Annotated in this window: 20 protein-coding genes; all 20 read left to right on the top strand. The window is 39.9% G+C overall.

The features are described 5' to 3' along the window. The first annotated feature begins 8 nt into the window (after positions 1-8). Complete coding sequence (infB, locus tag R6U77_RS18775; protein ID WP_319836798.1) at positions 9-2,276, top strand: translation initiation factor IF-2; 2,268 nt, start codon at positions 9-11, stop codon at positions 2,274-2,276. Continuing rightward, on the top strand, positions 2,276-2,554 hold the full coding sequence (locus tag R6U77_RS18770; protein WP_293921287.1) for a DUF503 domain-containing protein: 279 nt from the start codon (positions 2,276-2,278) through the stop codon (positions 2,552-2,554). The genes infB and R6U77_RS18770 overlap by 1 nt, the downstream gene beginning before the upstream one ends. Positions 2,555-2,585: 31 nt before the next feature. Next, positions 2,586-2,930: a 30S ribosome-binding factor RbfA gene (gene rbfA, locus R6U77_RS18765; protein WP_293921286.1), complete on the top strand. Its 345-nt coding sequence runs from the start codon at positions 2,586-2,588 to the stop codon at positions 2,928-2,930. An 82-nt stretch (positions 2,931-3,012) separates the two neighbouring features. Then, positions 3,013-3,933: a tRNA pseudouridine(55) synthase TruB gene (gene truB, locus R6U77_RS18760; protein ID WP_319836797.1), complete on the top strand. Its 921-nt coding sequence runs from the start codon at positions 3,013-3,015 to the stop codon at positions 3,931-3,933. Positions 3,934-3,940: 7 nt separating this feature from the next. Further along, positions 3,941-4,891 (top strand): bifunctional riboflavin kinase/FAD synthetase, encoded by a 951-nt coding sequence (locus R6U77_RS18755; protein WP_319836796.1) that lies wholly within the window; start codon positions 3,941-3,943, stop codon positions 4,889-4,891. 129 nt (positions 4,892-5,020) lie between these two features. Next, the gene (rpsO, locus tag R6U77_RS18750; RefSeq protein WP_107840999.1) at positions 5,021-5,290 is read left to right on the top strand and encodes a 30S ribosomal protein S15; all 270 of its coding nucleotides are present in this window, start codon (positions 5,021-5,023) and stop codon (positions 5,288-5,290) included. 160 nt (positions 5,291-5,450) lie between these two features. Further along, the gene (gene pnp / locus R6U77_RS18745) at positions 5,451-7,562 is read left to right on the top strand and encodes a polyribonucleotide nucleotidyltransferase (RefSeq protein WP_293921281.1); all 2,112 of its coding nucleotides are present in this window, start codon (positions 5,451-5,453) and stop codon (positions 7,560-7,562) included. A gap of 86 nt (positions 7,563-7,648) precedes the next feature. Further along, positions 7,649-8,875 (top strand): M16 family metallopeptidase, encoded by a 1,227-nt coding sequence (locus R6U77_RS18740; RefSeq protein ID WP_319836795.1) that lies wholly within the window; start codon positions 7,649-7,651, stop codon positions 8,873-8,875. Positions 8,876-9,028: 153 nt separating this feature from the next. After that, complete coding sequence (locus R6U77_RS18735) at positions 9,029-9,292, top strand: YlmC/YmxH family sporulation protein (RefSeq protein ID WP_293921277.1); 264 nt, start codon at positions 9,029-9,031, stop codon at positions 9,290-9,292. Next, positions 9,289-10,077 carry a dipicolinate synthase subunit A gene (locus tag R6U77_RS18730; RefSeq protein ID WP_319836794.1) on the top strand — a complete coding sequence of 263 codons (789 nt, stop codon included), beginning with the start codon at positions 9,289-9,291 and terminating at the stop codon, positions 10,075-10,077. Before R6U77_RS18735 ends, R6U77_RS18730 begins: the two co-directional genes overlap by 4 nt. Then, positions 10,050-10,637, top strand: a complete 588-nt coding sequence (locus R6U77_RS18725; RefSeq protein WP_319836793.1) for a dipicolinate synthase subunit B — start codon at positions 10,050-10,052, stop codon at positions 10,635-10,637. The genes R6U77_RS18730 and R6U77_RS18725 overlap by 28 nt, the downstream gene beginning before the upstream one ends. Before the next feature lie 81 nt (positions 10,638-10,718). Beyond that, positions 10,719-11,759: an aspartate-semialdehyde dehydrogenase gene (locus R6U77_RS18720; protein WP_319836792.1), complete on the top strand. Its 1,041-nt coding sequence runs from the start codon at positions 10,719-10,721 to the stop codon at positions 11,757-11,759. A 14-nt stretch (positions 11,760-11,773) separates the two neighbouring features. Further along, entirely contained in the window at positions 11,774-12,691 is a 918-nt protein-coding gene (gene dapA, locus R6U77_RS18715; protein WP_293921269.1) for a 4-hydroxy-tetrahydrodipicolinate synthase, read from the top strand. 194 nt (positions 12,692-12,885) lie between these two features. Continuing rightward, the gene (locus R6U77_RS18710; RefSeq protein WP_293921268.1) at positions 12,886-14,553 is read left to right on the top strand and encodes a ribonuclease J; all 1,668 of its coding nucleotides are present in this window, start codon (positions 12,886-12,888) and stop codon (positions 14,551-14,553) included. Between the two features lie 189 nt (positions 14,554-14,742). After that, positions 14,743-16,974, top strand: a complete 2,232-nt coding sequence (locus tag R6U77_RS18705) for an FtsK/SpoIIIE family DNA translocase (protein ID WP_319836791.1) — start codon at positions 14,743-14,745, stop codon at positions 16,972-16,974. 179 nt (positions 16,975-17,153) lie between these two features. Next, positions 17,154-17,882, top strand: a complete 729-nt coding sequence (locus R6U77_RS18700) for a GntR family transcriptional regulator (RefSeq protein ID WP_293921381.1) — start codon at positions 17,154-17,156, stop codon at positions 17,880-17,882. A gap of 54 nt (positions 17,883-17,936) precedes the next feature. Beyond that, a complete protein-coding gene (locus R6U77_RS18695) occupies positions 17,937-19,031 on the top strand; it encodes a BMP family lipoprotein (RefSeq protein WP_319836790.1) in 1,095 nt (364 codons plus the stop codon). A gap of 589 nt (positions 19,032-19,620) precedes the next feature. Beyond that, the gene (locus R6U77_RS18690; protein WP_319836789.1) at positions 19,621-21,159 is read left to right on the top strand and encodes an ABC transporter ATP-binding protein; all 1,539 of its coding nucleotides are present in this window, start codon (positions 19,621-19,623) and stop codon (positions 21,157-21,159) included. A gap of 1 nt (position 21,160) precedes the next feature. Then, positions 21,161-22,207 (top strand): ABC transporter permease, encoded by a 1,047-nt coding sequence (locus R6U77_RS18685; protein WP_319836788.1) that lies wholly within the window; start codon positions 21,161-21,163, stop codon positions 22,205-22,207. Position 22,208: 1 nt separating this feature from the next. Then, entirely contained in the window at positions 22,209-23,171 is a 963-nt protein-coding gene (locus tag R6U77_RS18680; protein ID WP_293921263.1) for an ABC transporter permease, read from the top strand. The last annotated feature ends 38 nt before the right edge of the window (positions 23,172-23,209 follow it).

The following is a 23,209-nucleotide window of genomic DNA, read 5'->3' as shown; positions in this document are numbered from 1 at the left end:
GTGAGCAGATGAGCAAAATTAGAGTTCATGAATATGCGAAAAAGGTAAATAAAACGAGTAAAGAAGTAATGGAGCAGCTCACAAAGCTTGATGTAGAAGTGAAAAATCATATGTCAATGCTTAATGCTGGGACGATTACGAAGCTTGATTCTGTCTTTCAGCAAGTAGCAGAACCGAAAAAAGCAACACCTGCAAAGCCAGTTGCTAAAAATGCAGGCGCATCGCAACAAGTGCAAAGAGATGCACGTTCACAATCCAAGCAGCAGCCAATGAAAAAAGCGGATAAAGCTCCGAATGTAGAACAAAATAAAACGTCACAGAGTGACAAATCTAATGCAAAAGGTAGCCAAAATAGAAATATGACACAAAATAACAATCAAAATAGTCGCGGTAAAAGCGGCGGTAATAAAAATAACCAAGGTGGCTTTAACCAACAGCGTAAAAAGCCAGGTATTCACGGTGGTAAACGTCGTCCAAATAGAGGGTACCAACCACCTGTACAAACAGTACAAAAGGAATTGCCAGAAAAAATTACATTTTATGAATCATTATCAGTGGCAGAGCTAGCAAAAAAATTGCATCGTGAGCCATCTGAATTGATTAAAAAATTATTTATGCTAGGCGTTATGGCAACAATTAACCAAGAGTTAGACAAAGATGCGATTGAGCTGATTTGTGCTGACTACGGTGTAGAAGTAGAAGAAGAAATTCGCATAGATATTACAGACCTTGAAACACATTTCGAACAAGAAGTGAGCGAAGAAGAATTACGCGAGCGTCCACCAGTTGTGACAATTATGGGTCACGTTGACCATGGTAAAACATCATTGCTAGACTCGATTCGTAATACGAAAGTAACGGATGGAGAAGCTGGTGGTATTACACAGCATATTGGGGCATACCAAGTAGAAGTAGATGGCAAGAAAATTACGTTCCTTGATACACCGGGACATGCTGCGTTTACAACAATGCGTGCACGTGGTGCGAAAGTAACGGACCTAGCGATTATCGTTGTTGCAGCAGATGATGGTGTAATGCCTCAAACAGTGGAAGCAATTAACCATGCGAAAGCGGCAGAAGTACCAATTATCGTAGCAATTAATAAAATGGATAAACTATCTGCAAACCCTGACCGTGTTATGCAAGAATTAACAGAGCATGGCTTAGTACCTGAAGATTGGGGTGGCGATACAATTTTCGTACCAATCTCTGCACTTAAAGGTGAGGGAATTGACCAACTATTAGAAATGATTCTGCTTGTTTCAGAAGTTGGCGAGTTAAAAGCAAGTCCAGCACGTTCAGCTATCGGTACAGTGATTGAAGCACAATTGGATAAAGGTCGTGGCTCTGTTGCGACATTATTAGTACAAGATGGTACATTGCGTGTAGGTGACCCAATCGTAGTAGGTCACGCATATGGTCGTGTGCGTGCAATGGTTAATGATTTAGGGCGTCGTGTAAAAGATGCAGGCCCATCGACACCTGTTGAAATTACAGGTTTAAATGATGTACCACAAGCAGGTGACCGCTTCGTTGTATTCGAAGATGAAAAAACAGCACGTTCTGTTGGTGAATCTCGTGCAATGACAGCAATTCAAGCACAACGCTCTGAAAAACAGCGTGTAACGTTAGACAACTTGTTTGAGCAAATGAGCCAAGGCGAAATGAAAGAATTGAACTTAATCGTCAAAGCTGACGTACAAGGTACAGTTGAAGCGATGGCTGCTTCATTAATGAAAATTGATGTAGAAGGCGTTAACGTAAAAATTATCCATACGGGTGCTGGCGCTATTACAGAGTCAGATATTACGTTGGCAGCAGCTTCAAATGCAATCGTGATTGGCTTCAACGTTCGCCCTGATGTCAATGCGAAGCGTGCAGCAGAAGAAGAAGGCGTAGATATCCGTCTACACCGTATTATTTATAAAGTAATCGAAGAAATTGAGCAAGCGATGAAAGGGATGCTTGACCCAGAATTTGAAGAAAAAGTTGTGGGGCAAGCGGAAGTTCGTCAAACAATTCGCGTATCGAAGGTTGGTACAATTGCAGGTTCATACGTAATTGAAGGTAAAATGGTGCGTGACGCAGGCGTACGTGTGATTCGTGAAGGCATCGTTATTTTTGAAGGTGAGTTAGACTCGTTAAAGCGCTTCAAAGATGATGCGAAAGAAGTAGCAAAAGGCTATGAGTGCGGTATCACAATTAAAAACTTCAATGACATTAAAGAGGGCGATATTATCGAAGCCTTCGTAATGGAAGAGGTTAAACGCGCATAATGATTGTTTATGCAGAGGTTGAATTCATGATTCATACTGCTCATTCATTAAAGGAAAAGCGTGCGGTACTGCAACGAATGGTGACACGAACGAAGCAAAAGTTTAATGTATCTGTTGCAGAAATCGATCATCAAAACGTCTGGCAGCGTACGCGCCTTGCCCTCGTCGCAGTCGCTTCCTCTAAAGAGGCGGCTGAGCGTGAAATTACACACGCGTTACATTATTTAGAATCAAACCCTGAATGGGAACGACTTGAAATGTTCCGTGAGTATTTATAGATAAAGGAAATTTGTTAAGGTGGTGACTGTTATGTCTCTACGATCAAACCGAATTGCTGAGCAAATGAAAAAGGAGCTTGGCGAAATTTTAGGACGTAAAATTAAAGACCCACGTGTAGGCTTTGTTACAGTAACGGATGTTGCTGTAACAGGGGATTTACAACAGGCAACTGTATATATTTCATCATTAGGCAATGAACGTGAAAGAGAAGAAACGTTAAAAGCATTAGAAAAAGCATCAGGCTTTATTCGTTCTGAAATCGGCTCACGCATCCGCCTGCGCCGTACACCAGAAATTTTATTTGAATTTGACTCTTCTGTCGAATATGGTAATAAAATCGACGCATTACTGCGCTCATTACATGAAGATAAATAAAATTGTGGGAAAAGCTGTCTGAAAACCATGCGAAGGCATGACTTTTCAGGCAGCTATTTGTACTTTTAGGGAGGAATTGGCGATGAACGGGATTTTGCCATTATGGAAAGAACGTGGTATGACGAGCCATGACTGTGTATTTAAGCTACGCAAAATTTTAAAAACAAAAAAAGTAGGTCATACAGGTACATTAGATCCTAATGTAGAAGGTGTCTTGCCAATTTGCATTGGACAGGCAACTAGAATTGCAGAATATATTACCGATGCAGGCAAAACCTATGAAGCAATTATTAGCATTGGGCGTGCTACGACAACAGAAGATGCAGAGGGGGAAACGGTTGAGCAAAATACAACATATAAATCGTTTAACCGTACAGAGATTTTAGCAGCATTAAAACAGCTAACAGGCACGATTACACAAACGCCCCCTATGTATTCTGCTGTCAAGGTAAATGGCAAAAAGCTGTATGAGTATGCACGCGCAGGACAAGCGGTAGAGCGTCCAACACGACAAATCACAATTTATGACTTAACATTATTAGACGATGCTGATGTATTCGAAGGGGAGCAAGTGCAATTTGCTATACGTATAGCATGTAGCAAAGGCACCTATATTCGCACACTTGCTGTGCAAATTGGAGAAGTGCTTGGCTACCCTGCACATATGCAATCACTTGTGAGAACAACCTCAGGCTCCTTTACAAAGGAAAACTGCTTGACATTAGCAGAGGTACAGGAGTTAATGGATAACGGGCAAATTGCGAATAAAATATTGCCTGTTGAACATGCGCTTAAGGACTATCCTTTTATTGAAATCGATGAAACGAATGACAAGCAGATTTCTAATGGACAAGTGCTTGAAATGCATGCATTATTAAAGCAGTATGATAAAATTGTTTATGCGAAAAATGGGCAGGCAAGAGCTGTTTATATCGCACATTCTACAAAGGAAAATATGATGAAGCCCGAAAAAATGTTCCCTGAACTAGAGCAGGAGGTATAAACCTAAAATGGAAGTCATTTATTTAAAATATCCTCATCAATTAGAGCGACCAGAGGCGGCTTATTCATTAGCAGTCGGCTTTTTCGACGGTGTTCATAAAGGGCATCAAGCTGTAATTGAACATGCAATTGAAAAGGCGCAACAATTAGGTATTAAAAGTGCTGTCATGACATTTGATCCACATCCAACAATTGTATTAGGTGCTCGAAATGAGCAAGTATTTTATATAACACCCTTGCAGCAAAAGCTAGATACATTGAAAGCATTAGGTGTAGATACTGTGTTTGTTGTTAATTTTACATCTGATTTTGCAAAGCTATCGCCAGAGGAGTTCGTCCAATATTTCATTCGAGATTTACATGTACAGCATGTAACAGCAGGATTTGATTATTCATTCGGCGAATTTGGCAAAGGCAATATGCAGCTATTGGAGCAATTAGCACAAGGTGATTTTGGTGTGACAACGATTGATAAGCAAAGCGATTGCGATGAAAAAATAAGCTCTACACGCATCCGCAAACTGTTAAAGGAAGGCGCAATGGAGGAAGTATGCACATTGCTTGGGCGAGCGTTTGAAGTACCAGGTATCGTTGTTCACGGTGATAAACGTGGACGCACGCTGGGCTTCCCAACGGCTAACGTACAATCAATGGCAGGCTGCTTTATTCCAGCAACAGGTGTCTATGCGGTCAAAATTTTAGTGCAAAATAAGTGGCATAATGGTGTTTGTAACGTTGGCTATAAGCCTACATTTAATAATCCAGAGGAAAAGCAATTGTCTATAGAAGTACATATTTTTGACTTTGATAAAAATATTTACGGTGAGGAAGTCGTTGTTGGCTGGTATAAACGAATCCGTAGCGAACGAAAGTTTTCGGGCATTGATGAGCTTGTGGCACAAATTGAGCTTGATAAGCAAGAGGCAATCGGCTATTTCTTAGGTGAAGAGGTAAAATAGTTGCTTGTCATCACTGGCTATGGTACAATTCCTAAAGTGTTCAATACACAGAACCTTAGCTCGGCTTTATGTTACTCCTGACGATTGCTGTGCTACAGGGGATATTCAAATTATAGGAGGTCATTTCAAATGGCAATTACAAAAGAACGTAAAAACGAAATTATCGCTGAGTACCGTACTCACGAAGGCGACACTGGTTCTCCAGAAGTACAAATCGCTGTATTAACTGCAGAAATCAATGCATTAAATACACACTTACGTACACACAAAAAAGATTTCCACTCAGAGCGTGGTCTTTACAAAATGGTAGGTCGTCGTCGTCACTTATTAAAATATCTTCGTGAAACAGACGTACAACGTTACCGTGAATTAATCACGCGTTTAGGCTTACGTCGCTAATCTCATATAAAAAGCGGGAAACTTCCCGCTTTTTATTTATGTATAAAAACTTTCAGAGAAAATAAAAAAATTTAGCATAGAAACTACATTTTTGATACACTAACTATAGTACATACAAAAAAGCTGAAGTAGGGTGTAAAAGTAGAAAGGGGTTCATTAGATGAACGACAAAAAAGTCTATTCGTATGAATGGGCTGGCCGTCCACTTGTTGTTGAAGTAGGACAGTTAGCAAAACAAGCAAATGGTGCTGCATTAATTCGCTACGGCGAAACAGCAGTATTATCAACAGCTACAATGTCAAAATCACCAAAGCCATTAGATTTCTTCCCTTTAACGGTGAATTATGAAGAGCGTCTATATGCAGCAGGTAAAATTCCAGGTGGCTTTATTAAGCGTGAGGGACGACCTTCAGAAAATGCGATTTTAGCGTCGCGTTTAATCGACCGTCCAATCCGTCCAATGTTCCCAGATGGCTTCCGTAACGAAGTACAAGTTATTTCAATGGTGATGTCAAATGATTCAGATTGCCCATCAGATGTAGCGGCAATGTTCGGTTCTTCATTAGCATTAGCTGTTTCGGACATTCCATTTGACGGACCAATCGCTGGTGTACATGTTGGCTATATTAATAATGAGTTTGTATTAAATCCAACAACAGAGCAAATGGAACAAAGCACAATCCATTTATCTGTAGCTGGTAATAAAGATGCTATTAACATGGTAGAAGCAGGCGCTCTAGAAGTACCTGAAGAAGTGATGTTAGAGGCAATTATGTTTGGGCATGAGGAAATTAAAAAATTAATCGCTTTCCAAGAGCAAATTGTCGCTGAAATCGGCAAAGAAAAAATTGCTGTTACGTTATATGAGCTAGATGCGGAATTAACAGCAGCAGTTAAAGCAGCCTGTGAAGCAGACATGAATGCGGCAATTCAAACAGTTGAAAAGCACGCACGTGAAGAAGCGATTACAGCGGTAAAAGAACGCGTATTAGCATCTTACGAAGAGCAGGAAGCTGATGACGAGACAATTAAGCAAGTAAAAGGCATTTTAGATAAAATGGTGAAGGATGAAGTGCGTCGCTTAATTACAGAAGATAAAGTGCGTCCAGATGGTCGTAAGCTTGACGAAATTCGTCCACTTTCTTCTGAAGCAGGCTTACTTGACCGCACACATGGCTCTGCGTTATTCACACGTGGTCAAACGCAAGCATTGTCAATTTGTACATTAGGTGCCTTAGGCGATGTACAAATTATTGATGGCTTAGGTATTGAGGAATCAAAACGTTTTATGCATCATTACAATTTCCCACAATTCTCTGTAGGGGAAACAGGCCCAATACGTGGCCCTGGTCGTCGTGAAATTGGTCACGGTGCGTTAGGTGAGCGTGCATTGCTAGCAGTGATTCCTGATGAAGTATCTTTCCCATACACAATTCGTTGTGTATCTGAAGTATTAGAATCAAATGGTTCAACCTCTCAAGCTTCAATTTGTGCATCGACGCTTGCAATGATGGACGCAGGTGTACCTTTAAAAGCTCCTGTAGCTGGTATTGCAATGGGTCTTATTAAAAAGGACGAGCACTACTCTATTTTAACAGACATTCAAGGGATGGAAGACCACCTTGGTGATATGGACTTTAAAGTAGCAGGTACAGCTAAAGGCGTAACAGCATTGCAAATGGATATTAAGATTGATGGCCTATCACGTAACATTCTAGAAGAAGCGTTGACTCAGGCAAAAATCGGTCGTATGCATATTTTAGAGCATATGATGACAACATTAAATCAACCGCGTGCATCGCTTTCAAAATATGCACCGAAAATTATTACAATTAAAATCAACCCTGATAAAATCCGTGATGTTATCGGACCAGGTGGTAAGCAAATTAACAAAATTATCGATGAAACTGGCGTAAAAATCGATACAGAGCAAGACGGTACAATTTACATTTCTTCTGCAAATGAAGAAATGAACAATCGAGCAAAAGAAATTATCGAATCGATCGTACGCGAAGCGAAGGTAGGCGAATACTACTTATCAACTGTTAAGCGTATTGAAAAATTCGGCGCATTTTGTGAAATCTTCCCAGGTAAAGATGGCTTACTACACATTTCTGAAATTCAAGAGGAACGTACGAAAGCTGTAGAGGACGTATTAAAGCTTGGCGATCAATTGCTAGTAAAATGTATCGAAATTGACAACCAAGGGCGTGTCAACCTATCACGTAAAGTCGTGATTAAAGAGGAAAAAGAGCGCGCTGAGCAAGCATAATTATTAATGAACTAATAATATAAAGGACTGTACACTTTTTTGTACAGTCTTTTTTAGCTTGATTTAGATAAGAAGGAGAAAAGAAAATGACAGTGCAAGTAACAACGTGTAAAAATGGTGTGCGCATCGTATCAGAGCAACTTTCGCATGTACGCTCACTTTCAGTTGGTATATGGGTCAATGCAGGCTCTCGCTATGAGCTACCCAAAGAAAACGGTATTACTCATTTTATTGAGCATATGCTATTCAAAGGAACGACGACGAGATCAGCAAGGCAAATTGCGGAGCTATTTGACCGAATTGGTGGCGAAATTAACGCCTTCACCTCAAAGGAAAATACATGTTATTATGCCAAGGTGTTAGACCATCACGCTGAGCTAGCTGTAACGGTATTAGCCGATATGTTCTTTAATTCAACACTTACAGCAGAGGATATTGAGCGTGAGCGTCAAGTTGTATTAGAGGAAATTTATATGAGTGAGGATGCACCAGATGATGATGTACATGAAAAGCTATGGGCTGTCATGTACCCAAATGATGCATTAGGGCGTCCAATTTTAGGGACAGCTGAAACATTAGCAACTTTTGATGAAGCAATGATTCGTCATTATATGGCAAAGCATTATAGTCCACAAAATGTTGTTATTTCTGTAGCAGGCAATATAACAGAAGGGCTATTAGCAACGATTGAGCAGCTATTTGGACAGTTTCAAGCGAGCGCTGAAGCAGTGGAGCCAACTTTATCTTATCCCATCTTCACAGCTGGTGAAATCATCAAAGAACGAGATATTGAGCAGGCACATGTAGCCATTTCCTTCCCAGCAATTGGCGTGAAAAATCCTGATATTTATAGCTTAATTGCACTGAATAATATTATCGGCGGCAATATGAGCTCAAGGCTATTTCAAGAAGTACGTGAGGAGCGTGGCTTAGCTTACTCTATTTATTCTTACCAAACATCGTATGAGGATGTTGGCTCATTAACAGTTTACGGCAGCACGAGCAAGCAGCAGTTAAGCCAAATGCAGCATACAATTGATGCAACATTGCTTGATATCGTTGCAGGAGGCATTACAGAGCTAGAGCTGGAAAATGCTAAAGAGCAATTAAAAGGTAGCTTTGTGTTAGGTCTTGAAAGCTCAGAGGATCATATGAATCGCAATGGATTGAATGAATTAATTCATCAGCGTCATCGCTCTGTCGATGAAGTGCTTGCGTCTATCGATGCGATTTCGATGGACACAATTAATGAATTAATTACTGATATTTTATTGCAGGAGCCAGCAATTGCAATTATTGGACCAGAAAAATAAAAACGTCTGAAATCAAGTTTTCTTTCTTGATTTCAGACGTTTTTTTAATGATTGATAAAAGAATTTTTTACTAACGATAAAATTCTCTTTTAGGCGAACGTTCAAATTGTGCGATGCATATAGTATGGTGAAGCACTGAAAAGGAGGGAGAATATGCTTTTATCAGAGCTTGCTGACAAAGAGTTAATTGAAATGCAAAATGGTGTTCGCTATGGCTTTTTAGCGGATACAGAATGCTTGTTTGAGCCGACGACAGGAAAGATTATCGGCTTTGAGCTAATGCCACAAACAAAGCTTATGTTTCAAAAAAGAAAAGCAGGGGCAGCGTTTATACCTTGGGAGGAGATCGCCTTGATTGGTGAGGATCGAATTTTGTTTAATAAAACGACAACAACATTTAGAAGCTATGAGCAATGACAGAGCGCTGGTTAGTTGTTGGGACAGATGAGCGAATGAAAGTGCTAGCCAAAAATTTAGCTAGTGAGGAACGAACTGTTTTTTACAAAAATAAAACGAGCTGGGATGCAGAGTTGAATGCAACAGCTTTAGAGTTTCATCCAGACGTTGTTGTATTACCTATTCAGCCATTACAAATCGATGTGCAAATGGTACTTGGTATTCAAAAAGCATTAGTGCATGCTGGAAAGCTATCACCAGAATGGGAAGTCATTTTAAAGAAACACACAGTACATCGCTATTTGCAGCAAGAGGCGTTTATTTGGCAAAATGCAGCATTAACAGCGGAAGCCTTTTTAGCATATTACTATGATCGTAAGCGAGCAGTGCGTCATAAGCGCTTTATTATTACAGGCTTTGGACGGGTAGCTAAAATGACAGCACATATGCTTAAAAATATGCAGGCGGATGTGATTATTTTTGTGCGCTCTGTGCCGCAGCATTGTGAAGCATTAGCGCTTGGCTACGAATCGTATTTATTAGATGAGCTACCATCTATTGAGGCAGAGGCTTTAATTAATACAATTCCAGCAAAGTGGTTAACACAAACGATGCGTGAGCAATTAGCAATGCCAATTTATGATTTAGCATCTGCGCCAGGCTGTATAACAGAAAGTGTTGCACAGTATGAGCTGTTAGCAGGATTACCTGGGAAATATTTTAGTACGGATGCTGCGCATTTATTGAAAATAGCAATACTGGATTGGAGGGCGGAGCAATGCTTGAAGGAAAGCGCATTGGATTAGGCATTACAGCATCGCATTGCACATACGCCGATGTCGTGCCGAAAATTGAAAGCTTGAAGCAGGCAGGAGCGCAAGTTGTGCCAATTATTACACCATCTGTTTTACATGCTGCAACACGTTTTGGCACGGGGGATGAATGGGTTGCGAAAATAGAAGCAGCAACAGGGGAAAAGGTTGTTTCTTCCATTGTAGAGGCGGAGCCATTTGGGCCGAAAAATCCACTAGATTGTATGCTCATTGCACCAATGACAGGCAATTCTATTAGTAAATTTGCTAATGCTGCAACGGATAGTGCGGTATTAATGGCTGCTAAAGCAACTTTACGCAATGGTTCCCCTGTTGTGATTGGCATTTCGACAAATGATGGGCTTGGTTTAAATGGGCAAAATGTGATGAAGTTATTAAATGCCAAAAATATATACTTTATTCCATTTGGGCAAGATGATCCGCTACAAAAGCCGACATCGCTTGTTGCTGATTTTTCAAAAATGGTGGAAACGGTTCATGGTGCAATTCATAAAAAACAATTGCAGCCGATACTTATACAATTTTTTAAATAATCAAATTAATCCTACACAACGACAAGGTTTTATGTTACAATATCCAACATTATGTAACTAGTTTTGAGGAGAGATGAGATTATGACGAAGCAATTGACAGTAGCTGTCGTAGGTGCGACAGGAGCAGTAGGCACAGCAATGATGGAGCATTTAAAGAAACGTAATTTTCCTATTAAACAAATTAAATTTCTAGCATCTGCACGTTCAGCAGGGAAGGAAATTCAGTTTAATAATCAATCATATACAATTGAAGAGGCAACACCAGAAAGCTTTGCAGGAGTGGATGTTGCATTATTTTCCGCAGGTGGCTCAGTATCAGCAGCACTTGCACCTGAAGCCGCAAAGCGTGGCGCAATTGTTGTAGATAATACAAGTCATTTTCGCATGGATCCAGAAGTGCCGCTAGTTGTACCAGAAGTAAATCGTCATGCATTAAAAGATATTCCAAAAGGAATTATTGCCAATCCGAACTGTTCGACTATTCAAATGGTGGCAGCACTACAGCCAATCCGTGAAAAGTTCGGCTTAACAAAAGTAATCGTATCTACATATCAAGCTGTATCAGGCTCGGGTATTGCGGCGATTGATGAGTTAAAAGCGCAAAGTGCACAGTGGGAAGCCGGAAAAAATGTCGAGGCACATGTTTTACCTGTAAAAGCGGATGAAAAGCATTATCCAATTGCACGTAATGTCATTCCACAAATCGATAAATTTACAGACAATGGGTATACGTATGAAGAAATGAAAATGATTAACGAAACAAAAAAAATTATGGAAATGCCTCAGCTACATGTTGCCGCAACTTGTGTGCGTGTACCAGTCGTATCAGGGCATTCCGAATCTGTCTATATTGAGCTTGAGCAAGAGGCGTCAGTGCAAGAGCTTTTTGACGTATTAAAAAATGCACCAGGCATTGTATTGCAGGATGATATTGCAAATCAACAATATCCAATGCCGATTTTTGCAGAAGGAGAAGACCCAGTATTTGTAGGTCGAATTCGCCAAGATTTAGATAATAAAAAAGGTTTCCATTTATGGATTGTATCAGACAATCTATTAAAAGGAGCAGCGCTAAACTCTATTCAAATTGTCGAAGCAATGTTGGAAGATAACTTATTATAAGAGGGTGTATGAAGATGAATTTAGGCCGAATTGGCACAGCGATGATTACACCGTTCAAAGAGGACGGAACGATTAATTATCCTGAGCTTGAGCGAATTATTAATTATTTAATCGACAATGGGACAGATAGCATTATCGCATGTGGTACAACGTCTGAAAACCCAACAATGTCGACAGAGGAGAAAATTGAAGTTGTGCGCTTTACGGTGGAAAAAGTCGCTGGGCGTGTGCCTGTAATTGCAGGTACAGGGGACAATGAAACGGCATATTCCATTATGATGACACATAAAGCTGAAGAAAATGGTGCGGATGGTATTATGCTTGTTGCTCCGTACTATAATAAACCAAATCAACGCGGTATTTATGCCCATTTTGAAACGATTGCACGCGAAACGAAGCTACCAGTTATGCTATATAACGTACCAGGACGCACAGCAGTCAATGTGACATACGATACATCTGTTGCCTTAAGTAAAATTCCAAATATTTTATGGATTAAAGAAGCGAGCGGTAACTTAGACCAAATGGGCGACATTATTGAGAATGTTGATAAAGCAGATAATTTCCTAGTATATAGTGGTGATGACGGCTTAACATTGCCTCTTTTAGCAATTGGCGGAACAGGTGTTATTTCAGTTGCAGCGCATGTTGTTGGTAATGATATGCAATTAATGATGCGTGCATTTGAAGAAGGCAAGCACGAATTAGCAGCTAAAATTCATCGTGCTCTATTGCCATTAGTACGTGCATTATTCGCACAGCCGAATCCATCACCAGTGAAATATGCAATGACGAAATTAGGATTTGATACATTGGCAGTACGTTTACCAATGATGGAAATGACAGATGAAGAAAAAGCAGCTTTCGATAAAATTTGGGATACGTATCAAGCTAAAATCACAGCAATTCGAGAAACGTTAGAGACAGTTTAACTTAGTTCAATCACGTTTCATAGGATTGGTAAAGTGTTTCAAAAATAGCAGAGGCTATCTGGAAAGTGGCGCATTCGCTTACTTTCTAGCTAGTCTCTTTTTTTGGTGAATTTTTAATTTGTGCTAAATGGCAACAACACGTATAATGAGTGATAAGTGGTTGCTGTTCGGGATATTTTTTAGGAGGAAATTAAGTGACAAAAGTAAAAAATGAAGTAATCCGTATCGTCCCTCTAGGTGGGGTAGGCGAAATCGGAAAATCAATGTATGTAATTGAAATTGATGAGGAGCTATTCGTTGTCGACAGTGGGCTGATGTTCCCAGAAGATGAAATGCTTGGTATTGATATCGTCATTCCAGATATTACGTATTTAGAAGAAAACAAAGAACGTGTGAAAGGTATTTTCTTAACGCACGGACATGAGGATGCAATTGGTTCAATTGCTTATGTATTAAACAAAATTAAAGCGCCTGTCTATGGTTCAAAGCTGACAGTTGCACTTGCTAAAGAACATTTAAAAGAGATGCCTGCACCGCATCCAGTGAAGTTTTTCGAAGTAACGAATAAAAGTCGAATGAATTTCAATTCAACGTATGTAACATTTTTCCACACAACACATAGTATCCCCGATTCGCTAGGAATTGTGTTCCATACATCTGAAGGTGCCATTGTTCATACAGGAGAATTTAAATTCGATCAAGCAGCACAAGGAAAATTCAAGCCAGATTTAGCAACGATGGCAAAGCTTGGTGAAGAAGGCGTATTTATTTTATTATCTGAGTCAACTGAGGCAGAACGTCCAGGCTATACGACAAGTGAAGCGGTGATTAGCGAGCAGCTAGCAAAAACATTCCATTCCGCACAAGGAAGAATTTTAGTAGCGGTATACGCTTCAAACTTTATTCGTGTGCAACAGGTGTTTACACAAGCGCAAAAATCGTTCCGTAAAGTAGCGATTGTAGGTAAATCGCTAGAAAAGGTCGTTGAGCTAGGGACATCTTTAGGCTATTTAGATGTTGATGAGGATACATTAATTCCAGTAAGTGATATTCATAAATATCAAGATGATGAAATTATTATAATTGCAACAGGTAACCAAGGCGAACCACTTGAAGCGCTTGATAAAATTGTGCGCAAGCATCATCGAGATATTAAAATTAAACAAACGGATACAGTATTAATTACATTTACACCATCTCCAGGGATGGAAGTACAAATGTATAAAACGATGAACCAGCTGGCGAAAGCAGGTGCTCACGTACTGTCTGCGGATAAAAAGGTTCATGTTTCAGGACATGGCAGTCAAGAAGATTTGAAGCTTATGTTAAATTTAATGAAGCCGAAATATTTTGTGCCAATTCAAGGGGAATATCGCATGTTAATTGCCCATTCCAAGTTAGCACAATCATTAGGCATGCAAAAATCGCAAATATTTATTGCAGATAAAGGCGATATCGTAGAATATAGAAATGGCAAAATGCGCATGAGCGGTCGTGTACAAGCTGGTAATGTCTTAATTGATGGAATCGGTGTTGGCGATGTTGGAAATATAGTATTGCGCGATCGTAAACTGTTATCGCAAGATGGTATTTTCATTGTTGTTGTAACATTGAATCGAGCGCAAAAGAAAATTGCCTCTGGACCAGAAATATTGTCGCGTGGCTTCGTTTATGTGCGTGAATCCGAGGGGCTAATGATTGAAGCTGCTGATATTGCACGCGGTGTTATTGAGAAATACGTAAATAAAGAAACGTTTGAATGGACGAATATTAAACAAGAAATTCGTGATACGCTTAATCAATATTTATTCCAAAAAACGAAGCGCCGCCCAATGATTATCCCAATTATTATGGAATATTAAGCGAGGAAAGGATTTTCTTGTGCCAACTATGGCATAAGGGAATCCTTTTTTCAACTAGATAAAGGTCGTAGCTATTTAACAGGCGCATATCTCTGTGCTAGGTACCTGGCAGAGTAAACGTTCTTTACAGGACACAGCATGTCTGATATCAATCATCTTTTTCAAGCTAGCAAGAAAGGAACAGGTGAAATGGCAAACAATAAAGGAAAGAAAAAACAATTAAAGGCTGCTAAAAAAGAATGGCACCCGCTTGCCTATGAAATCGTAGGAATTTTATGTATTGCTTATGCAATTATTATTTATTTTGAATATGGTATTGTTGGCCGTTTTACGCAATCAATCGCTTTATTTTTATTTGGCAATTTGCATTTCGTTATCCCGTTTTTACTCGTATTAGTTGCATCGATGCTTATGGTAAGACGCCGTGGTGTCACAATGAAAAATCGAGTTGTTATTGGTGTATCACTCATTATATGCAGCCTTACTGTGTTTAGTCATAGTCTCCTTTTTGAGGAATTGCACAAAGCAAATGCACTTCTCTCCAATTCGGTTTTACGCGAAACATGGCGTCTTTTAATTGAAATGGACGGTGTTGCCAATAGAGGACAGGCGCTTGGTGGCGGCATGATAGGTGCATTGCTATTTAGCATACTGCATGTTTTATTTGATTCAACTGGTGCAAAGGTAACTGCATGGGTATTGCTGTTTATAGGTATTATATTAGTGACAGGTAAAGCGCTCGTTCCCTTCATTATTGAAAAAACACCTGCGATGAAGAAAAAGCTAACACCACAAAAGAAAGAAAAAAAACGTCGTTCATCCAAGGCGGTAACTTCTGAAACCGAGGTGCTTGCAACAGAGGAAACGATTGTGCATGAAGAGCCGATTATTTCAGCCTTTACACAGCCGCAAATTCGCGAAGAAGAGCCTATCATGGAAGAAGTGGAAGTAATGGAGGAGGTACTTGATGTGCCTGTGCAAATGAAGGAATCTGAAAGTCCGTATACATTGCCCTCTACACAGCTATTACAATTGCCTCCTGCGCATGACCAAAGTGGGGAATATAGTATTATTCAAGCAAATGCAAAAAAGCTAGAGCAAACACTGTTAAGCTTTGGTGTGAAAGCAAAAGTTGTACAAGTGCATTTAGGTCCTGCTGTCACAAAATATGAAGTATTGCCAGATGTCGGTGTCAAAGTAAGCAAAATTGTTAGCTTACAGGATGATTTAGCATTAGCATTAGCCGCAAAGGATATTCGTTTAGAAGCACCGATTCCCGGGAAATCGGCTATCGGTATTGAAGTGCCAAACAATGAGGTGGCTATCGTTACATTAAGGGAAGTAATTGAAGTGCCTGATAATAGAGCGGCGAGCAAGCTATTAATTAGCTTCGGTCGAGATGTAACGGGACAGGCTATGCTTGCTGAGCTGAACAAAATGCCGCATTTACTCGTTGCTGGTTCAACGGGAAGTGGGAAAAGTGTATGTATTAACGGCATTATTATTTCGATATTGATGCGAGCGGCTCCACATGAAGTGCGTATGATGATGATTGACCCGAAAATGGTGGAGCTAACTGTATATAATGGTATTCCACATTTGCTTGCACCTGTTGTGACAGATCCACGTAAGGCTGCACAGGCATTGCAAAAAATCGTTTCAGAAATGGAACGCCGCTATGACTTATTCTCGCATACAGGCACCCGCAATATCGAGGGCTATAATGAGCATATCGAACAGCATAATGTGATAAATACAGAGCAACAGGCAAAGCTACCATATATCGTTGTGATTGTAGATGAGTTGGCGGATTTAATGATGGTTGCATCAAATGAGGTAGAGGATGCGATTACACGTTTGGCGCAAATGGCACGTGCAGCAGGTATTCATTTAATTATCGCCACACAGCGTCCATCTGTAGATGTTATTACAGGGATTATTAAAGCGAATATTCCTTCACGTATTGCCTTTGCTGTATCCTCGGCAGTTGATTCACGCACTATTTTAGATATGGGCGGTGCAGAGCGTTTGCTTGGACGAGGAGATATGCTGTTTTTACCGGCTGGAGCATCAAAGCCAGTCCGTGTGCAAGGTGCCTTTGTATCGGACAAGGAAGTAGAGGCTGTCGTTGATTTTGTCATAGAACAGCAAAAAGCACAATATGAGGAGTCGATGATTCCGACCGAAGTGCCTCAAACAGATGTGATGGAGGAGACGGATGATTTATATGATGAGGCGGTGATGCTCGTTATGGAGCAGCAAAGTGCCTCAGTATCCATGCTACAACGACGTTTTCGTATCGGCTATGCTAGAGCTGCACGCATTGTGGATCAAATGGAAATGCGTGGGGTAGTTGGTCCGCCAGATGGTAGTAGACCACGCCAAGTATTGATGGCAAAACATAGCATTTCAGGGGAATAGAGATAGCGGATTTTTCTGAATACTTTATTTTTGTTCAAAATTTAATATAAAATTTACGATTCCGTCACACTTTTTAAAAAATGTATTTGCAAGCGCTAGCAAAAATGTTATATTGAAAACGAATTAGTAGGAATGTTGTACATCAGATGTCTGATCTCTTTGTTGGTGGTGGTGAAAAAGTGACAATTAAAACAGATCACCGTCATTTATACTTACAAGTGATTGATCGCTTAAAATCAGATATTGAAAAAGGAATTTATCAAGAAAATGAAAAATTACCTTCTGAATTTGAGCTATCTAAATCACTTGGAGTAAGTCGTGCCACTCTACGCGAGGCGCTACGATTGTTGGAGGAAGAAAACGTTATCATCCGTCGGCATGGTGTAGGAACATTTGTCAATCCTAAGCCAGTGTTTACTTCGGGAATTGAACAATTGTCGAGTATTTCATCCATGATTGAGCAAGCAGGAATGACACCAGGCACGATTTTTATAAAAGCAACAGAAGAAAAATCGACTGAGGATGATGTAAAGCGTTTTCAAACCAACAGTGATGACAATGTGATCACGATTGAGCGTGTAAGAACAGCGGATGGAGAGCCGGTCGTTTATTGTATTGATAAAGTGCCAGCTACCTATTTACCGCAGCAATTTGTTAATAATCAGGATATATCTCTTTTTTCAGCACTTGAAAAATCGGGTGCTATCCATGTCAACTATGCGGTCACATACATCGATCCAATAGGCTTTCATGAAGAGGTTTCGCCAATATTGGACTGCGGTCCAGAAACAGCGTTACTTGTTCTGAAGCAGCTTCATTATGATGATAATGATCGAGTAGTTTTATATTCTAAAAATTATTTTAGAGCTGATAAGTTCAGCTTCCATGTAGTAAGAAAAAGGGTGTAGAACAGATTTTATTTCCTGCTAATGACTAAAAAACCTTTCTGGGAGGATTCACTAATGAAAAAGCGTAAATTTGGTTTATTAATCTCTTCTGTTGTTGCAACAGGTGCAATTTTAGGTGCATGTGGTGCAGATGATGAGAAAAAAGAAAATGAAGGTACAAATGGTTCAACTGACAAAGGTTCTGAAACTTCAACAGGCGATTTTTCAATCGCAATGGTAACAGATACAGGCGGTGTTGATGATAAATCATTTAACCAATCTGCTTGGGAAGGTATCCAACAATTCGGTAAAGATAACGGTTTAGAAAAAGGCGATGGCGGCTTTGACTACCTAGAATCAAAACAAGATTCAGAATATAACACAAACTTAAATGCATTAATCCGTCGTGACTTCGATTTAGTATTCGGTGTAGGCTTCTTATTTGAAGATGCAATGGGTAAAATCGCAAGCCAACAAAAAGACGCACAATTAGCAATCATTGACGGTGTTGTAGATGCGCCAAACGTAGCATCTGTACTATTCAATGAGCAGGAAGGTGCATTCCTTGCTGGTGTAGCAGCTGCTAAAATGTCTAAAACAGGTAAGGTCGGCTTTATGGGCGGATTAAAAATTCCTGTAATTGAGCGCTTCCACGCTGGATTTATCGCAGGTGCAAAGGCTGCAAACCCTGATATTATCATTGAAGAAGATTATGCAGAGTCTTTCGACAAAGCAGATATCGGTAAAATGATTGCAAACCGTATGTACTCTTCAGGCGTAGATATTATTTTCCACGCTGCTGGTGGTGCTGGTAACGGCGTATTCACAGAAGCGAAAGAGCGTAAAGAAAAAGATGCTAACGCTGATGTATGGGTAATTGGTGTAGATAAAGACCAATACGAAGAAGGACAAGTTGGTGACCAAAACGTAACATTAACTTCAATGGTTAAAGGCGTAGGTAACGCAGTTATTGATATTGCAAACCGTACAAAAGCAGGCGACTTCCCTGGCGGTCAAACAACTGTTTATGGATTAAAAGAAGGCGGCGTAGGTCTTGCTGATTCTCGCGGTGCAATTACTGAGGATGTATTAGCAGTAGTTGAAGAATTCAAAGAAAAAATCATCGCTGGCGAAATCAAAGTACCGACACATCCAGATGATGTAAAATAATGAATTCATAATGAATGAAGGGATGTCAAGAAAGGCAAAACCTTTCTCGGCATTCCTTATCTTGGTTCAAAGGAAGGCTCTTTATCTTACATAGAGAGAGGATAAATACCGATATTTGTCCAATTTAAGGAGTGTCAAACCACTCATTCTAATGGTTTTCTAAAAATGTGCGTGCTTCTGCGGTAGTCGCATAATCATGCTATTATCCTCGGCGCGTGGAGCTGTCTAAAAAGTCATTTTGAGACAGCTCCATTTTCTAGCTGTAAATAACAGCTAGAATTTGTAGAAAGCTATTGAATTATATTGTAGTAAGTTTGAAAGTTAATAGGTGGGGATGCCGGATGAATTGTGCTTACGGCTAACTCCAGTCCATTTTTACTCGAAGATGTTACAAAGTGTGGCGATTATTTAACATGACAGAAAAGTGTTATGGTCGTCCAAATAATATGCTAATCGAGGTAAATCTATTATTTTAGCTTTTCCGACAAACCCATGTGTTAATTTTTGGAAACACAAACAAGCTCACGGTCTAAGCTGAGCATTTGTCTTTATATATTTAATTTAAATTGTGCCTAAAGGAGTGAAACGATTGGAATACGTGATCGAAATGCTAGGCATCCGTAAAGAATTCGGAGGCTTTGTAGCGAACAATAATATCACCCTCCAACTGCAAAAAGGCGAAATTCATGCATTATTAGGAGAAAATGGTGCAGGTAAATCGACTTTAATGAACGTATTATTCGGACTTTATCAGCCAGAAGCTGGTGAAATTAAAGTGCGCGGGGAAGCTGTGAAAATTGCAGATCCGAACGTAGCGAATGATTTAGGGATTGGAATGGTGCATCAGCACTTTATGCTTGTAGAAAACTTTACTGTTACAGAAAATATCGTCTTAGGCAATGAGCCGACAAAAAGTGGAACAGTCAATATTAAAGAGGCTGCTAAAAACATCGCGGCACTTTCTGAAAAGTATGGTTTAGATGTTGACCCTTATGCGAAAATTGAAGATATTTCTGTTGGTATGCAGCAGCGTGTAGAAATTTTAAAAACATTGTATCGTGGTGCTGAAATTTTAATTTTTGATGAGCCAACAGCATCATTAACACCACAAGAAATTAAAGAGCTTATCGATATTATGAAGCGCTTAATCTCAGAAGGAAAGTCCATTATTTTAATTACGCATAAACTAAATGAAATTATGGAAGTATCTGATCGCGTAACGATTATTCGTAAAGGTGAAGGAATTGGAACTGTTGTAACAGCTGAAACGAATCCGGACGAATTAGCAGAATTAATGGTTGGTCGTCAAGTTGAGTTTAAAACAGAAAAATCGCCATCAAATCCAAAAGATGAAGCATTAAACATTCAAGATTTAGTTGTGCTTGATTATCGTGGAGTTGAAAAAGTAAAAAGCTTAAATTTAACTGTGCGTAAAGGTGAAATAGTAGGGATTGCAGGGATTGATGGAAACGGACAATCTGAATTAATCGAGGCAATTACAGGCTTGCGCAAAATTAAAAGCGGTAAAGTCGTATTAAATGGACAAGATGTAACGAATAAAAAGCCGCGTCAAATTACAGAAACAGGTATTGGTCATATTCCACAAGACCGTCATAAGCATGGCTTAGTGCTTGATTTTACAATTGGTCATAATATCGCTTTGCAAACATATTACAAAGAGCCTATTTCGAAATATGGCATTATTGACTATAAAAAAATATCACAAAAAGCAAAGCAAGTGATTGAAGAGTTCGATGTGCGAACAGGGCATGGTGAGTCAACACCAGCGCGTGCATTATCGGGCGGTAACCAGCAAAAAGCAATTATTGGACGCGAAGTAGACCGCGATCCAGATTTATTAATTGCAGCATTACCAACACGAGGCTTAGATGTTGGTGCAATTGAATTTATTCACCGTCGTTTAATTGAGCAACGCGATAAAGGGAAGGCCGTGTTATTAATTTCCTTTGAGCTAGATGAAGTAATGAACGTCTCTGACCGCATTGCCGTTATTTATGATGGGCAAATTGTGGATACATTAAATGCTAATGAAACAACAGAGCAGGAGCTAGGTTTATTAATGGCTGGTCAAACAAAAACGAAGGCAGCAAGGAAAGGGGACGAATAAAGTGAGCAATCGCACAATTAATATTCTCGTTCCTATAATTTCAGTTATTTTAGGTCTAATTGTTGGTGCAATTGTAATGGTTGTGACTGGCTACGACCCAATTAAAGGATATACTGCATTATGGAATGGTATATTTGGAGATATTTATACGATTGGTGAAACAATTCGCCAAATCACACCATATATTTTAGCTGGTTTAGCCGTTGCTTTCGCATTCCGAACAGGTTTATTCAACATCGGGGTGGAAGGGCAGCTTATTATGGGCTGGGCAGCAGCAACTTATGTTGGTTTTGCTATCGAAGGCTTACCCAAATTGATTCATTTGCCGCTAGCATTAATTGCAGCAGCAGCAGCAGGGGCTTTTTGGGCATTTATTGCTGGTTACTTAAAAGCGCGTTTTAGCATTCATGAAGTAATCGTTACAATTATGCTGAACTATACGGCGCTCCATATCGCCAATGCGTTGATTAAATCTTGGTCAGGTAGAGAGCGTACAGATAATATTGCTCAAACTGCTTCATTAAGCTCACCATGGCTTGAGGAGCTTACGCAATATTCTCGCTTGCACTGGGGTATTGTCATTGCCATTGTTATGGTATTTATTATGTGGTTCATTTTAGAGCGTACGACGCTAGGCTTTGAATTAAAATCGGTAGGTTTTAATAAAAACGCAGCTGAATATGCTGGTATGAGCGTAAAGAAAAATATTATTTTAGCGATGACAATTTCAGGGGTATTCGCTGGTTTAGCTGGTGCAATGGAAGCATTAGGTACATTTGGCTATATGGCGATTCGAAGCGGCTTTACGGGCATTGGATTTGATGGTATCGCCGTTGCATTACTAGGGGCAAATACGCCGCTTGGAGTTGTATTTGGTGCCACGCTATTTGGTGCATTGAAATTCGGTGCAACAAACATGCCGAATGCTGCAAACATCCCATTAGAAATCGTATCGATTATTATCGCATTAATTATTTTCTTCGTAGCATCAGGCTATGTAATTCGTCTTGCTTTAGAAAAGTTTGGAAAGAAAAAGGAGGGCAAATAATATGAGCTTTTTAGATATCTTATATTTTATCGTCCCTTCTGCTATATTTTACGCAGCACCTCTTATTTTTGCCGCAATCGGTGGCGTGTTCTCTGAGCGCTCAGGCGTTGTGAATATCGGTATCGAAGGTATTATGGTAATCGGTGCCTTTGTAGGGATTATTTTTAACTTATTTACGTATGAAACACTTGGAGGCTTTACACCGTGGGTAGCACTTTTAGTGGCAATGGTAATCGGTGCCTTGTTCTCATTACTATTAGCAGTAGCCGCAATTGCTTTCCGTGCTGACCAAACGGTAACAGGGGTAGCATTAAACTTATTAGGTATTGCAATAGCGTTGTTTTTAGTAAAAATGATTTTCGAAGGTCGTGGACAAACAGACTTCATTTCTGAACGTTTCCCACGCTTTGATGTACCATTATTAGCAGATATTCCGTTCTTCGGGCCTTTGTTATTCCATAATATTTACGGTACATCGATATTGGCATTTGCTGTCGCAATTTTGGCATGGTTCGTTATTTTTAAAACACCATTTGGTTTGCGCTTACGTGCGGTTGGGGAGCACCCAATGGCAGCTGACACAATGGGAGTTAATGTAACGAAAATGCGCTATATTGCCGTGATGATTTCAGGGGCTCTTGCCGGAATTGGTGGTGCGGTTTATTCACAAACAATTACGAATGACTTTAGCCACGCAACAATTAATGGACAAGGGTTCATGGCGATTGCTGCAATGATTTTCGGAAAATGGCATCCAATCGGTGCAATGGGTGCAGCGCTGTTCTTCGGTTTAGCGCAAGCATTATCAATTGCTGGAAGCACAATTCCATATGTAAAAGATATTCCACCAGTATTTTTAACGATTTTACCTTATGTGTTAACGATTTTAGCGTTAGCAGGATTTATCGGTAAAGCCAATGCACCAAAAGCAAGTGGTCAGCCATATATTAAAGGTAAGCGATAAAAGAGAGGGCTGTCTGGAAAGTAGGCTAACGCGCCACT

The sequence above is a fragment of the Lysinibacillus louembei genome (assembly GCF_033880585.1).
Classification (GTDB): Bacteria; Bacillota; Bacilli; order Bacillales_A; family Planococcaceae; genus Metasolibacillus; species Metasolibacillus louembei.
This window is presented reverse-complemented; position numbering and strand designations above follow the sequence as displayed.